The sequence below is a fragment of the Streptococcus sp. Marseille-Q8145 genome (genome assembly GCF_965112035.1).
Genome location: NZ_CBCOPQ010000006.1, coordinates 24379 through 36333, shown reverse-complemented (window position 1 = coordinate 36333; position 11955 = coordinate 24379). Strand labels below are relative to the sequence as shown.

The window sequence follows — 11955 nt, the reverse complement described above, 5'->3', positions numbered from 1 at the left end:
GAAATGATGGTTAGTAAAATTCTCTAAATTCTCCACTTAATGACAATGTCCTCGGCTGTTACCTGGACCTTGTTAATCAAAGTTCTAACAATAAATTTTTGATGATCATAGTCCATAGTTAATATGTCGTCAGTATTTAGGACCTGCTTCATGTCCTCTTTTCTTTTCTGTCGTTTGATTGCAGGGTCATTGTCTAACTCTTCCTCTAGCACAGCTCGCTGGTTAGAAAATTCAGCAGCTTTTATCTGTAATTCGTCTAATGTGATGCGGTCATCTATGTATAGATCGTTCAGTTTACTGATTTTATTCGACAAGGCATCAATTTGCTTTTGGTAAGCCTCTCGATCTATGGAAAATTCCTGCTCAGCAAATAGCTCTTCAATATATTCGTCATCATGCTGTAGTTTGCTGATTTCTTTCAAGACATATTCCTCGATGTCAGACTTATTGTAAAATCCGGAGTCACACTTTTGATTGTTGTTGTAGACGGTCACGCCTGACACCTTCCTAGGGTGTCTTTGATGGCACTCGTAGTCGATACGCCTAGTACCATCATTTTTAGTTCTACGCATAAGGATTTTAAGTGGCGCCCCGCAATAACCACATTGTCCAATGCCAGACAACATATATTTAGCACGAAACGGCCTTGGATTAGAATTGTCTGCAGCTCTCTGTTGTCTTATTTTAAGTTCTTCTTGAGTTTTATTAAAGGCTTCTTCGGTGATTATCGGCTCATGATTGCCAAGGAAGATTTGCCCTTTGTATTGGTTATACCCGCAGTAAACGGGATTGGCCAGAATTCCTCTAACAATTCTGTAGTGCCACGCTGGAGTTTTTGGGTATTTATCATTAAGTTTGTCTCGTAACTTGGTGATAGACATTCCGGATAAGTAAGATTCAAAAATATCTCTAATAGCGACCGCTTCCAGCTCATTGATGGTCATTGTGCCTGTCTCTCTGTGGTAGTCGTATCCGTAGGATGTTTTAGCCCACATCATGGACTTACCAGACTTGGCACGGCCTAGCTTACCTAACTGCATGCGCTCCTTGATTTGCTCCCTCTCAAGTTGAGCGAATACGGCCAAGAGGCCAATCATTGCTTTCCCGAAAGGTGTCGAAGTATCAAAATTTTCCTGAAGGCTCAAGAACTCTATGTCGTTTTTGATGAAAACTTCCTCAATCAGATAGAGAGTATCTTTTTGACTACGGCTCAGTCTGTCTAGCTTGTAGACTAGCACCGTATCAAATTTTCTTTCTTTAGCGTCTTTGATGAGCCTTTCCAGTGCTGGACGCTCTGTGTTAGACCCCGAAAACCCTCCATCTGTGTATACTTTGTAGACGCTCCAGTCTTTAATGTTGCAGTAGCTAGAGAGCTTAGCTTTTTGTTCATCGATAGAGTACCCCTCTTCTTCCTGCTTTGTCGTTGATACCCTGACATAGATGGCTACTTTATTCGTTGTAATCATTGTATTTGTACCCCTTTTTTGATAAAATAGGTACAAGAAAAGAGATCATGCGAGGTTATCTCCATGAAAATCCTTTCTTGTAAGCCAGCCCTACGCTCAGACTCGCCAAAGTTTGAGAGCGTGGGGCTTTTTTTATTTTTTAGATTTAAAGACACATCCGCAGGTTCTGCAGTGCCAGTTGTGTTTCCCTTTTTTGCCGACAAGTCCTAATAGCACTAGCGGCCAAGCAATAATCCAACCGATACAACCAACGCATCCGTTAAAACTTTTGCGATCCTGCATCATGTACTCAATTTCTCCGCTGCCACATTTTGGGCAATGTTTCACATATTTAGCCATTATTTTATATTCCTTTCTTAATCCAGCTAGTTTTTAAACTTTATAAATATCAACAACTTCCCCAATGGTTCGGATGTCGTCGTCTTCCGTCAAGTAAATTTCCTCATATCCGCTGTTCAAACTTTGCAAATACCAGGAACCGTCGTAGTCTCTTTTTAATTTCTTGACAAAGTTTTTACCGTTAATTTGGAAAATACCGATATCGTTCACATCGACCTGACTGGTGATTTTAATGAACAATAAGTCATTGTCTTCTATCAGTGGCTCCATTGAGTCACCCGCCACCTTAGCGATAGTGTCATACTTGTCTGGCACATCAGCAGCTCGTAGCTTAACTTCCATGTGTAGGTTGTCTTCCTGAAATGTTCCATGACCTGCAGCAACCAAGCCCTCGACGTAGTCAGTGATGTAGCCCTCGTCATCTTGAGGCTTGTTAAAAATAGAAATAATATTAGAGCTTTCTTGCTCCTCAAGTTGGTCTTTAGCATAGCTAAGGACTTTTTCTTGTCTAGGTTTCTCTAACTTATTGTAGATAGGCAAGATTTCAGCCCCATCGCCATTGAAATAATCTAAAGGTACATCGAAATAATCAGCAAGGATTTTAACAGATGAAAGCCTTGGCTCCTCTTTGTCATTTTCCCATTTAGAAATTTTCCCTTTATTAAAGTTCATAGTATCAGGATACCTATTATTTAAATTGTTAGCTAACTCATCAAGAGTTAAGCTGTGTTTTTTTCTAAGTTCTCTGATTTTGTTTCCAATCATTTTTCTACTTCCTCATTTCTTAATAATCATTATACTATAAAAGTTTCGTTTTCGCAAACATTTTTTAAAAAACAAAAAAAGTTGTTGACAACGAAACAAAGTTAGTATATACTAGAACCATAAAATAAAGTTGCGAAATCGACAACTTGGAAAGGAGAAGCCTATGAGCGGTGTGATGGTGCTAGATAAGCCGTATCTAAATTTAAAAAGCATTATTGTTTCAAAAGGAATGAAACAAAAAGAAATTGCTGAACAATTAGATATGGATAAGTCAACTTTTAACATGAAAGTCAATCGTTACCGTGGACGTGATTTCACGTTTTCGGAAGCTAGCAAACTTTCAAAACTACTAGATATCAAAATGGAGGATTTCTAGTATTTTTTTAGAAAAAAAGTTGCGAAAACAACAACTAAAGAAAGGAGGCGCTAAGATGAGACCAAAACGATATCCGTATAGCAGAAAAATAAAAAAGCCTATCAAACAATCGATAGACTTTATGATAGACAAAGATGCTATTCTTCAGTCGGATCTTCGAATTTCCCAATCGAAACACCCAATATCTGATCTAGAAATAGACAAACGTATGGCATTTTAAACGGTCCACCTATTGAATCGGTGTGAACTTCAACATCTACTAAAAAGATTGCTGTTGGATTTTTTGGATCGTATTCAGAAACTCGAAGTTCTTTTATGTTTTGAGCAACTGCAGATACGTCAGGATAATCAGAGCTATCAGGATTATAAGCTTCTCCAATGTATCGCCCTGCAGCTGTTTGGACTATCAACTTGTGACCTGTATTTTTAGCGATAATAGCATGTGCTAGTAGAATGTCATATTTTTTGAAGTTGTTACTCATAACTTTCCCTCCTTTCTATTGAAATTTTGACTAAAACGGTGAGAGGTCCTAGTCAAGAATGATTATAACATAGATAACAGAAATGCACAACATATTGTTATTTAAATATATTTGCTTAACAATATATAGTGGTTAGAGGTGTAAAATGTGGGAACAATTAAACAGAATCATGCAGGAAAGAAATTTGAACGGCAATCAATTATCTAAGATGTCTGGGGTTAATCGCAGTTTCTTTTCTGACCTAAAGACAGGAAAGGTAAAATATCTGTCTTGGCCGAACATATGCAAAATTGCTGATGCATTAGAAATCAGCATAGATGAACTAAGATAAAACAAAAAAGTACCTGACGGCAATCAGGCGCTAACGAAAAATACTTTACAAGAGGATTATATCATGAAAAACAATAAAAAGAAATGGGAACCACGCATTATCAATATAATGGCAGATGGCTCTGTTATCGAAGACTTGACTGGCTATGTTATTCCAGCGGGTCACACTTACTACAATGTCATCAAAGGCATCTATGCAGAAAGGATTTAATCAATGAGGTTAATTGACAAAATTAAAAATTACTTTTTCACGGAAGAACCAGAGGTTCTCACTCTGCCGGATGAAGCCGAGCGTTGGCGTTCGTTGGCGATTGAATTGAACGACGACTTGATAGAAACCCGAAAAGCGTACAGACACCTTTTTGATGAATGGCAACGTCAGGGTAAATTGCTAAAGCTCTATCAAGAGTTGTTGGCTGTAAAGGAGAAATAATATGAGCTATGCAGTATATTCTAAGAAATACTCACGAAAATTATACAGCTATCAATAATACTTTTACTCAAGATAAGCAACTAAAACCAGCTACAATAGGGATTTTGGCAGTCATACTGACTAACAAGTCTGATTGGGTTGTATATCCTGACGAAATTGCACGAAGACTAGGAATAAGCAGGCGCACCGTAGATGAGCACTTTAAGTTATTAGAGAAAGCTGGTTATCTCAAAGTGTATCGCTTGGGTCTAGGTAGAGGTAAAGGCGTTTCAGTTCATAGGTTTTTTTCAGATATGCCTATTTCAGATGATTACTTTGAGTATCTAAAAACTAATCTGGAAAAAGAGTTATCCACAAATGATGAAGCTTGAAAATACAGTTAGAAAAAATTGCCATGTGTAAAATTGCCATGTGTAAAATTGCCATGTGTAAAATTGCCATGTGTAAAATTGCCCTCTAATAAGTACTAACTATACAACAAGTACTAACTTAATAACAATCTAAGCCTTACGGCACTAACTTAGTAATAAATACTGACCTAAAACAAACTAGTAGTCCTCATAAATAATATATAGAGGATTCTATAAAATTATCCACAGGAGAAAAAATATGTTTAAAGCACAACGAACACTTAACCAAGTAAAACAACTGCAGAAAGAAATGCACGATTTCAGCCTTGCCTTTTTACTCGGACAAGAAATAGGCCTTTTCCCAGACAACGAAACAGCCAAAGCGAAGGCTCAGGCGATGCATGATGCGAGTCATCTTTTAGAAGATGTCCTGAAAGGCAAATCGGTTGACGAAGCAACAGCTCGCTTGAAGAAGACTATGGTCAAAGAGGTAGAAGAAGGGGCGAAAGAAGAGGTAAAAGAAGATGACGAGAGTTGAGCTTGAAAATCGGGTGTGGCTGTTGGCCAACCATGAAGAAAAAAATGAATTATTGGATCTAGGTTTAGAATCCAAGGCTAGATATGTGAAGCGAGTCCTCGAGCTCGGGAAGGTGTACGCTCATGTTTAATTACGACAGGATAGACGCGCTGCAACCACCGATTGAAAAACCTGAGCGCCCTGATCCGGACAATTGGGTCTGGAATGGGAGTAGCTGGGTCTATGTGGGGGATGAGTAGCTATGATCAGAGAACGCTATGAGGATAATGCTTACTGGCGAAAACGCTACTTAAAGCTCTGTTATGAGCTAGGCGAGATTATCGACGAGCAACAGGATACAATCCTAGCGCTACGACGTGAAAATAAGCGCCTGAAGCGCGAGAAATGGAATCTGAAGAAGACGAAAGGAAGAAGAAAATGAGTTACGAACAAATATCAGAATCAACATACTATCAAAATATGAGCTATTGGAATCAAGTTGCACAAAATTATAGAGCACTAGGCGGTCTAGGAATTTGTGACGATGAAACAGGCGAAGAGCTTTATACAGTATAAGGGGGAGGAAATGACACAGATAGTTAACAAAGGCAAGTCATTTATAAGAGCAGAGATTTCTGAAAAACAAAAAGAATATATCAGACTTCTTGCTGGATTAAGAGGCGTGACAACACAAGAGCTTCTAGGTCAAGTTGTAGAACGCTTCATTGACAGGAATTTGCAACTTATTCAAGATTACAACAATGAATTAGATAACTTAAACAGCATGTCTAGCCGCAGAATTAACATGAATACATAGGAGAAATCAAAAATGACGAATGAATTGACACAGAAGCAAGTTACATCAAATGTCGCGACACGAATCGAAGCGATGAAGGGCGAAGGACTCCTGATCGCACCAAATTATAGCGTGAGCAATGCCTTGAGTTCGGCATACTACGCGCTGAAAAATTCCAGTAGCGGGAATCTACTGCAGCAATGTACACAAGATAGCGTTTATAACGCATTATTAGAAATGGTAACCCAAGGACTAAGTCCGGCTAAAAAGCAATGTTACTTTATCAAATACGGCTCTGACGTTCAATTGAGAATGTCGTATTTTGGGACCATTAAAGTCACTAAGGATTTGCAAGAGGTGAAAGATGTTACTGCAAATGTTGTTTACGAAGGGGATACGCTAGAGGTATCGGTTGAAAACGGGCGTAAGAAGTTAGTCAAACATGAGACAGATTGGCGGAATGCAGATAATCCAATAATTGCCGCTTATTGCATCATCACTCGTACGGATGGAGAAGAGTTTCTGGAAGTCATGACTAAAAAACAAATTGATAAGTCTTGGTCTAAAGCGAAAACAAAAAATGTCCAAATCGATTTTCCTGACCAGATGGCCATGCGTACGGTTATCAACCGAGCTGCCAAAATGTTTATCAATACAAGCAATGACAGCGACTTGTTCGCTGGAGCAATCAATAACACAATCGCTGACGAGTATGACAATGAGCGTCAAATGAAAGATGCTGAACCAGTGAGAGAAGAGGCTGAAACATTGGATGGCATCCTTGGAACTTCTAAAGAAGAGGCTGAAAAAACCAAAAAAGAGGTTATCAACCAGGAGTTGACAACCACAGATACAAACTACCCAGCAGATGAGATTCCAGATTTTGATCAAGAAACGGGCGAAGTAATTGATAAGGAGCCAGAAACTGGCCAAATGGACATGCTAGAAGGGGAGGATTTCTAGAATGACTGAAGAATTAAAAGATGTAACGGATAGCCTCGAACTCGTTCCAGTCACGGATTTGGAAGTCGGCTTCGTTCTAAAGGCCGCCGAAATCGAAATTCAAGGAAAGGAAGTTTTAGAACAAGCTTTAGCAGCTTATCAAAAGAAATATGCTGGATACGTCGTAACAGAAGAAACTTTATCAGATGATACCAAGGTCAAAGACGAGTTGGGACGAGTGCAACGCCAGATTGAACAAGAGCTTAAAAGTCAGCTCTCAGAATACTCTAGACCTCTCGACGAAGTGAAGGCATGGGTAGATAGCATATTAGACCCTATCAAAACTTTGCAGGATGACATTAAAAATCAGATTAAAGAGTTTGAAGAGAGAGCGACGGAAGCCCGTAAAGAAACGGTCAAAGAAGCCTTTGAAGCAGCAATCGCAGATAGCGGAGCCGATCTTGATATCAAGCTGTTCGCCATCTACTTTGATGATCTCAGCAAGAAAAAGTGTTTTATGGCTGACAACGTGCGGATCAATCAAGCAACCTCTAAGATGATTGTCGACCTGGTAGCCGAAGAAGCGGCAAAGAAACAGCAACGTGAAGCCGGCCTCATTCAGATAACGGAAGCGGCTGCCAAGGCAGGATTTGGCCCGGCTGTCTACATCCGCAGATACGACGAAGGGGCAAAGCTGGCTGATATTTTGCAAGCAATCCTTGACGATAAAGAGCTGGCCGACCGCACAAAAGCGGAAGCGAAGCTGAAACAGCGAATCGAAGAAATGACTGCTATCGCAGAAACCAAAGGCTTGAATCCTGAAAAATACGTTGATTTGCTCAATGAAGGTCGCTCCGCTCTAGATGTTATCAATATTTTGCACGCAGATGCAGATGAGTTGAGACAGGCGCAAGCAGAAGCAGAGCGAAACACTCAGAATCAATCCTACGCTCAAAACCAACCCGAATTTAATCCTGAAACAGCTTCAGAGGGCAATTACACCCCAGAACAAAAAACTGGCCAAAAATCGCAAAATACAGCTTCTGATGATACGGCTAAAAAATATGGTTATCGCTATCAAAATATGGAAATTATTTTCCCTGAAAAAAACATGCGTCAAGTCAAAGAACAATTTAAGACTATTTCTCAAGAATTAGGAATTATTGTCCGGATAATGCCTGGAGCGGAAAGTAAGGCTGAAAAGGTGGAAATGAAATGACAATGGATTTACTTGGTAAAGATTACTATTCAGCAGCTTCTGCACGTCGATACTGGTCTATCTCGCAATATAAGCGGTTTAGAGAGTGTGAAGCACGGGCGTTAGCTGAGCTAGAAGGAGAATGGGAAGATCAAAGAGACAACACGGCTCTCTTGGTCGGGAACATGGTCCATAGCTATTTTGAAAGTCCGGAAGCGCATAAGAAATTCATGGATGAAAATGTAGATACCATGGTTTCAAAAGCTGGAAAGACCAAAGGTCAGTTAAAATCTGACTTTCTGGTCGGTCAGCGAATGATTGAGCGATTGGAGGCTGACAAGCAGTTCATGGATTACTATGTCGGCCAGAAAGAAGTTGCTGTAACAGGCAAAATCGAAGGCGTGGAATTCAAAGGAAAGATTGACTGTCTCAATGTTGAAAAAGGGTATTTTGTGGACATTAAGACCACAAAATCAGACATCGACAGCATGGTCTGGGTTCAGGACGAAGCAAGCGGACGAAATATTCAGGTCCGCTGGTTTGAGGCTTTGGGCTACGTCTTGCAGATGGCAGCGTATAAGAAAATGCTAGAAGAGAAGTACGACAAAGAGTTCACGCCAATCATTTACGCGGTGACGAAAGAGCCGACTCCAGACACAAGAGCCATCGTTTTTCAAACTCAGGAAAAGCTTGGCTATGAGCTGACTGAGCTGTCTATGCTGATTCAGCATCTTGATAAGGTCAAGCGAGGCGAAGAGAAGGCGAAGCCGTGCGGTCATTGCGAATACTGCAAATCAAAAGCGTTGAGTCAGCGTGTGGAGGTGATCTGATGAGTAAGCAAGTAAAAGACATACTAGAAACTCACGACACAGGTTGCCCACACGATATTACATTTGCAATACATCAAGATAAAGATGAGTGTATTGCTTTGTTTGGTCGTTCTGGTTGGCCTGGACTGAAACATATTTTTATCTGTTGGAACAGCGACGTTGAAAACAGAACAACGTATCACACAGAAGAAGAGTTACAGAATGCGTATGTTGATAAAGTCAAAGTAATTGAGGACGATTTTGTCATAATTGGATTGTTGCCATTTTAGGAGATGAAACCATGGAAATTAGAAAAGTATCCGACAGCGTAGCCATCTACTCAGACGGCCGACGTTTACAGGTTATTCACAATCTAGGAGCTGAGTTCTTCCTAGACCTCAGCTTAAAAAGTGAGGTGGCCTTTAATCTTGATGACCAGGCCCAAGAAACACTCAAAAGCATCGAACCTGCATTCGAGGTTATGGGCTTTTGCTCAAGAAGTGGAGAGGATATGCACCGCTTACGCTGGGCTATCCTCCAGTTTGGAGAGTTTGAGCAATTTATCAAAGACAATCAGGATGATCTGATTGATTGGTGGAACAATCTAGGAGGGGAAGATGACATTTAAAACAAGTGATTTACTTAATTATCGGCAGCTTTGGTGGCTTGACAAATTTCTTGTAGGACACAAAGGCTTTGTTGCTGGAGGGTGTTTCAAAAACATATTCAACAACGAACATGTTAAAGATTTAGATATTTTTTTTGAAAGTGAACAAGATTTTTTTGAAGCAAAAAGATATTTTGAGCAACAAATAAAAGACGAACCCCAAAATTGGCGCTTTTCGTATGAAAACAAAAATTGTTGGTCAATATATTCAGTAAAAGAAAAAATTCGTCTTGAACTTATCAGAAATACTTATGGGACTCCCCAAAAAGTCATCTCAAATTTTGATTTTACAATAACAAAATTTGCTTACTACAAAAACTATGACAATATGGACGAAGATGATTATATGGCTGTTTTTGAAGTATTGTTTCACGAAGATTTTTTTGAACACTTGCATACAAAACGTCTAGTGGTTGATGGTAATTTACCTTATCCAGTTAGTACATTTAATAGGCTTATGAGATATGCGAAATATGGTTATCAGCCGTGTAGAGAGACAAAAATAAAAATTGTAACATCTCTAGCAATGCTAGACCCTCAAAATCAACAAGACTTTGAGGAGCAATTAGGAAAAAGTTTATATGAGGGGATGGATTAAGAATGATTGAATTTATCAAAAGTGTAGGTATGACTCTAGTATGGCTATTTCTTGGCTATCTAGTCGGTGAACGTAGCGCTAGAAACGATAAAAAATAACCAAAATTCAACGTGCCGTGAACCACGATAAAAGCGAACTAGAAACGTCAAAAACGGTCATGTGACCTTGGACGAGCGACTGCCCGTATTTAGCCAAATCTCACAACAGAGGCAGTCGCGTTTTTGGATAAAATGAAATCTCTTTTGCGATATCCAGGTAGTAAATGGAATCTCGCTGGCAGGATAGTAGAACTACTACCTGAACACAAAACCTATCTAGAACCCTACTTTGGTAGCGGTGCGGTACTATTTACCAAGCAGCCTAGCGCGATTGAAACAGTCAACGACCTAAATGATGATGTGGTCAATCTTTTTCAGGTGATACAGCAGGAACCTGCAGAACTGGCTGAAAGAATCTTTCTAACTCCCTACAGTCGGTCTGTTTACGACAAGGCTTGGGATGCTCGACCAGAGAACGAAATAGATAAGGCCTTGAATTTCGTCATCCGTTCCGTCATGAGTCACGGATTTCGGAACATTGAGAAATCTGGTTGGAAAATGGATGTGAATGGTAGAGAGCGAGCCTACGCAGTCAAGCATTGGAATGATTTGCCTGAGCTAATCCAGGAAATGACCCTGCGACTGAAAGAGGTGCAGGTTGAATGTCGGCCAGCTATCGAACTCATTGATAAGTACAGTCGGGAAGATGTCTGCATGTATGTAGACCCGCCTTATCTCCTCAGTACAAGAACTAGAAAGCAATACACGGTGGAAATGGAAGACCATGATCACGAGGAATTGCTGGATATCCTGAACCAATCTAGGGCAAGAATTCTCTTAAGCGGTTATGACAGTGAACTTTATAACAAGCAACTGAGAAACTGGGAAAGAGTTGAGTTTGCGGCTACTGCAGAGCATGGCTTACCTAGAACAGAAGTCCTTTGGATGAACTATCAACCAAAGAAGCAATTATTATTATTTTGAAGGAGCAACAAATGCTAAACAAAATCGACATACCAGGAACAAGTATCACACTCGAAATCGTAGATAAGAATATCACGATCACAAACAAGATTGAATATGATATGCAGATGCATTTCAGAAATACGGACGCAGACGCTTCCCTTGATACGAGTGGAGACGTGTTTGAGCCTCTTTATTGGCTAGACATTAGGGTAACACCGAAAACGCCAACAGAGTATCATACGAGCCTTGGAGTCAAGAGAGAAAAACGCCACTTAGCCGAACTTCAGAAGTTCTTCGAGTTTATCGAGAACAACAAGCGAAATCTTTTCGACCTCTGTGGCATCAAGGGAGAGCTTCAATGAAAAATCTGACTTTATCATTAGATATTTCAACTACTGCGACAGGATGGGCCGTGTTTCACGGCTCTAGTCTTGTCCAGAGTGGCGTCTTAAAGCATAAAAGCAAGTCGTTCTTTGAACGCGGGCGCTTCATGGCCAGCGAACTGCGAGCGGTCCAATCACGAGCCTTACAAAAATACGATTACCCTTTTGAGGCAATCGTGGTCGAAAAAAATTCGGTCATGGGTCCAAATCAGCAGTCTATGATCAGTATCGGAATTGTGACTGGAATTATCCTTGGGCGGCTGATTGCTGACAACGTGTATTTTGTGAATGTGTCGACCTGGCGCAAATACTGGCAATTCAGCTACAAAGACCGCAGCAAGAAATCAATGAAGCTGCAGGCGGTTGCTAAGGTTTCAGATGAATTTGATTTGCAAGTCAAAGATGATGAAGCTGACGCAATCCTGATCGGCTCTTATTTTGTCAATTATGGTCAGGATTTCGGAGACCTGGAAAGCCATAAGATAAGTTGAGAGGTAGAA

22 protein-coding genes are annotated in these 11955 nt (G+C 40.2%); 18 read left to right on the top strand and 4 right to left on the bottom strand.

Annotation, left to right across the window (positions count from 1 at the left end):
• Window positions 1-23: 23 nt before the first annotated feature.
• From ACWPVL_RS11515 to ACWPVL_RS11505, 3 genes are all read right to left on the bottom strand, one after another.
• The gene (locus ACWPVL_RS11515; protein ID WP_454389127.1) at window positions 24-1466 is read right to left on the bottom strand and encodes a recombinase family protein; all 1443 of its coding nucleotides are present in this window, start codon (window positions 1464-1466) and stop codon (window positions 24-26) included.
• Window positions 1467-1598: 132 nt separating this feature from the next.
• Entirely contained in the window at window positions 1599-1805 is a 207-nt protein-coding gene (locus tag ACWPVL_RS11510) for a hypothetical protein (protein ID WP_454389125.1), read from the bottom strand.
• Window positions 1806-1838: 33 nt separating this feature from the next.
• Window positions 1839-2570 carry a helix-turn-helix domain-containing protein gene (locus ACWPVL_RS11505; RefSeq protein ID WP_454389123.1) on the bottom strand — a complete coding sequence of 244 codons (732 nt, stop codon included), beginning with the start codon at window positions 2568-2570 and terminating at the stop codon, window positions 1839-1841.
• Between the two features lie 163 nt (window positions 2571-2733).
• On the opposite strand from ACWPVL_RS11505, the gene ACWPVL_RS11500 reads away from it, so the two are divergent.
• Complete coding sequence (locus tag ACWPVL_RS11500; RefSeq protein WP_057595487.1) at window positions 2734-2946, top strand: helix-turn-helix domain-containing protein; 213 nt, start codon at window positions 2734-2736, stop codon at window positions 2944-2946.
• A gap of 137 nt (window positions 2947-3083) precedes the next feature.
• On the opposite strand, the gene ACWPVL_RS11495 is transcribed toward ACWPVL_RS11500, so the two are convergent.
• The gene (locus ACWPVL_RS11495) at window positions 3084-3428 is read right to left on the bottom strand and encodes a hypothetical protein (RefSeq protein ID WP_049549209.1); all 345 of its coding nucleotides are present in this window, start codon (window positions 3426-3428) and stop codon (window positions 3084-3086) included.
• A 145-nt stretch (window positions 3429-3573) separates the two neighbouring features.
• Here ACWPVL_RS11495 and ACWPVL_RS11490 point away from each other — a divergent pair, with 145 nt between their 5' ends.
• The 17 genes from ACWPVL_RS11490 to ACWPVL_RS11410 all read left to right on the top strand — a co-directional run bounded on the left by ACWPVL_RS11490 (window position 3574) and on the right by ACWPVL_RS11410 (window position 11946).
• Entirely contained in the window at window positions 3574-3759 is a 186-nt protein-coding gene (locus ACWPVL_RS11490; RefSeq protein WP_048792174.1) for a helix-turn-helix domain-containing protein, read from the top strand.
• A 63-nt stretch (window positions 3760-3822) separates the two neighbouring features.
• Window positions 3823-3969 carry a BOW99_gp33 family protein gene (locus ACWPVL_RS11485; protein WP_454389119.1) on the top strand — a complete coding sequence of 49 codons (147 nt, stop codon included), beginning with the start codon at window positions 3823-3825 and terminating at the stop codon, window positions 3967-3969.
• A 3-nt stretch (window positions 3970-3972) separates the two neighbouring features.
• Entirely contained in the window at window positions 3973-4191 is a 219-nt protein-coding gene (locus ACWPVL_RS11480; protein ID WP_454389117.1) for a hypothetical protein, read from the top strand.
• 8 nt (window positions 4192-4199) lie between these two features.
• On the top strand, window positions 4200-4562 hold the full coding sequence (locus tag ACWPVL_RS11475; protein WP_454389115.1) for an ArsR/SmtB family transcription factor: 363 nt from the start codon (window positions 4200-4202) through the stop codon (window positions 4560-4562).
• A gap of 238 nt (window positions 4563-4800) precedes the next feature.
• Window positions 4801-5079 (top strand): hypothetical protein, encoded by a 279-nt coding sequence (locus tag ACWPVL_RS11470; protein ID WP_454389113.1) that lies wholly within the window; start codon window positions 4801-4803, stop codon window positions 5077-5079.
• A gap of 241 nt (window positions 5080-5320) precedes the next feature.
• A complete protein-coding gene (locus ACWPVL_RS11465) occupies window positions 5321-5500 on the top strand; it encodes a hypothetical protein (protein WP_454389111.1) in 180 nt (59 codons plus the stop codon).
• Window positions 5497-5634 (top strand): hypothetical protein, encoded by a 138-nt coding sequence (locus ACWPVL_RS11460; protein ID WP_261804694.1) that lies wholly within the window; start codon window positions 5497-5499, stop codon window positions 5632-5634. Before ACWPVL_RS11465 ends, ACWPVL_RS11460 begins: the two co-directional genes overlap by 4 nt.
• A 10-nt stretch (window positions 5635-5644) precedes the next feature.
• Complete coding sequence (locus tag ACWPVL_RS11455) at window positions 5645-5875, top strand: hypothetical protein (RefSeq protein ID WP_454389109.1); 231 nt, start codon at window positions 5645-5647, stop codon at window positions 5873-5875.
• A 12-nt stretch (window positions 5876-5887) separates the two neighbouring features.
• Window positions 5888-6817: a recombinase RecT gene (locus ACWPVL_RS11450; protein WP_454389107.1), complete on the top strand. Its 930-nt coding sequence runs from the start codon at window positions 5888-5890 to the stop codon at window positions 6815-6817.
• 1 nt (window position 6818) lies between these two features.
• On the top strand, window positions 6819-8015 hold the full coding sequence (locus tag ACWPVL_RS11445) for a DUF1351 domain-containing protein (protein ID WP_454389105.1): 1197 nt from the start codon (window positions 6819-6821) through the stop codon (window positions 8013-8015).
• Complete coding sequence (locus ACWPVL_RS11440) at window positions 8012-8824, top strand: PD-(D/E)XK nuclease-like domain-containing protein (protein WP_454389103.1); 813 nt, start codon at window positions 8012-8014, stop codon at window positions 8822-8824. Before ACWPVL_RS11445 ends, ACWPVL_RS11440 begins: the two co-directional genes overlap by 4 nt.
• Window positions 8824-9093: a hypothetical protein gene (locus ACWPVL_RS11435; protein WP_454389101.1), complete on the top strand. Its 270-nt coding sequence runs from the start codon at window positions 8824-8826 to the stop codon at window positions 9091-9093. Before ACWPVL_RS11440 ends, ACWPVL_RS11435 begins: the two co-directional genes overlap by 1 nt.
• An 11-nt stretch (window positions 9094-9104) precedes the next feature.
• On the top strand, window positions 9105-9431 hold the full coding sequence (locus tag ACWPVL_RS11430; RefSeq protein ID WP_454389099.1) for a hypothetical protein: 327 nt from the start codon (window positions 9105-9107) through the stop codon (window positions 9429-9431).
• Complete coding sequence (locus ACWPVL_RS11425; RefSeq protein WP_414296049.1) at window positions 9421-10068, top strand: hypothetical protein; 648 nt, start codon at window positions 9421-9423, stop codon at window positions 10066-10068. Before ACWPVL_RS11430 ends, ACWPVL_RS11425 begins: the two co-directional genes overlap by 11 nt.
• Window positions 10069-10298: 230 nt before the next feature.
• Window positions 10299-11090: a DNA adenine methylase gene (locus tag ACWPVL_RS11420; protein ID WP_454389129.1), complete on the top strand. Its 792-nt coding sequence runs from the start codon at window positions 10299-10301 to the stop codon at window positions 11088-11090.
• Window positions 11091-11101: 11 nt separating this feature from the next.
• A complete protein-coding gene (locus tag ACWPVL_RS11415) occupies window positions 11102-11434 on the top strand; it encodes a hypothetical protein (RefSeq protein WP_125398422.1) in 333 nt (110 codons plus the stop codon).
• Window positions 11431-11946 carry a hypothetical protein gene (locus ACWPVL_RS11410; protein ID WP_454389096.1) on the top strand — a complete coding sequence of 172 codons (516 nt, stop codon included), beginning with the start codon at window positions 11431-11433 and terminating at the stop codon, window positions 11944-11946. Before ACWPVL_RS11415 ends, ACWPVL_RS11410 begins: the two co-directional genes overlap by 4 nt.
• Window positions 11947-11955: the final 9 nt, after the last annotated feature.

Excerpts from the sequence above, each read along its gene's own strand:
- ACWPVL_RS11515 (WP_454389127.1), bottom strand. The coding sequence starts at position 1,466 with ATGATTACAACGAATAAAGTAGCCATCTATGTCAGGGTATCAACGACA.
- ACWPVL_RS11510 (WP_454389125.1), bottom strand. The coding sequence starts at position 1,805 with ATGGCTAAATATGTGAAACATTGCCCAAAATGTGGCAGCGGAGAAATT.
- ACWPVL_RS11505 (WP_454389123.1), bottom strand. The coding sequence starts at position 2,570 with ATGATTGGAAACAAAATCAGAGAACTTAGAAAAAAACACAGCTTAACT.
- ACWPVL_RS11500 (WP_057595487.1), top strand. The coding sequence starts at position 2,734 with ATGAGCGGTGTGATGGTGCTAGATAAGCCGTATCTAAATTTAAAAAGC.
- ACWPVL_RS11495 (WP_049549209.1), bottom strand. The coding sequence starts at position 3,428 with ATGAGTAACAACTTCAAAAAATATGACATTCTACTAGCACATGCTATT.
- ACWPVL_RS11490 (WP_048792174.1), top strand. The coding sequence starts at position 3,574 with ATGTGGGAACAATTAAACAGAATCATGCAGGAAAGAAATTTGAACGGC.
- ACWPVL_RS11485 (WP_454389119.1), top strand. The coding sequence starts at position 3,823 with ATGAAAAACAATAAAAAGAAATGGGAACCACGCATTATCAATATAATG.
- ACWPVL_RS11480 (WP_454389117.1), top strand. The coding sequence starts at position 3,973 with ATGAGGTTAATTGACAAAATTAAAAATTACTTTTTCACGGAAGAACCA.
- ACWPVL_RS11475 (WP_454389115.1), top strand. The coding sequence starts at position 4,200 with ATGCAGTATATTCTAAGAAATACTCACGAAAATTATACAGCTATCAAT.
- ACWPVL_RS11470 (WP_454389113.1), top strand. The coding sequence starts at position 4,801 with ATGTTTAAAGCACAACGAACACTTAACCAAGTAAAACAACTGCAGAAA.
- ACWPVL_RS11465 (WP_454389111.1), top strand. The coding sequence starts at position 5,321 with ATGATCAGAGAACGCTATGAGGATAATGCTTACTGGCGAAAACGCTAC.
- ACWPVL_RS11460 (WP_261804694.1), top strand. The coding sequence starts at position 5,497 with ATGAGTTACGAACAAATATCAGAATCAACATACTATCAAAATATGAGC.
- ACWPVL_RS11455 (WP_454389109.1), top strand. The coding sequence starts at position 5,645 with ATGACACAGATAGTTAACAAAGGCAAGTCATTTATAAGAGCAGAGATT.
- ACWPVL_RS11450 (WP_454389107.1), top strand. The coding sequence starts at position 5,888 with ATGACGAATGAATTGACACAGAAGCAAGTTACATCAAATGTCGCGACA.
- ACWPVL_RS11445 (WP_454389105.1), top strand. The coding sequence starts at position 6,819 with ATGACTGAAGAATTAAAAGATGTAACGGATAGCCTCGAACTCGTTCCA.
- ACWPVL_RS11440 (WP_454389103.1), top strand. The coding sequence starts at position 8,012 with ATGACAATGGATTTACTTGGTAAAGATTACTATTCAGCAGCTTCTGCA.
- ACWPVL_RS11435 (WP_454389101.1), top strand. The coding sequence starts at position 8,824 with ATGAGTAAGCAAGTAAAAGACATACTAGAAACTCACGACACAGGTTGC.
- ACWPVL_RS11430 (WP_454389099.1), top strand. The coding sequence starts at position 9,105 with ATGGAAATTAGAAAAGTATCCGACAGCGTAGCCATCTACTCAGACGGC.
- ACWPVL_RS11425 (WP_414296049.1), top strand. The coding sequence starts at position 9,421 with ATGACATTTAAAACAAGTGATTTACTTAATTATCGGCAGCTTTGGTGG.
- ACWPVL_RS11420 (WP_454389129.1), top strand. The coding sequence starts at position 10,299 with ATGAAATCTCTTTTGCGATATCCAGGTAGTAAATGGAATCTCGCTGGC.
- ACWPVL_RS11415 (WP_125398422.1), top strand. The coding sequence starts at position 11,102 with ATGCTAAACAAAATCGACATACCAGGAACAAGTATCACACTCGAAATC.
- ACWPVL_RS11410 (WP_454389096.1), top strand. The coding sequence starts at position 11,431 with ATGAAAAATCTGACTTTATCATTAGATATTTCAACTACTGCGACAGGA.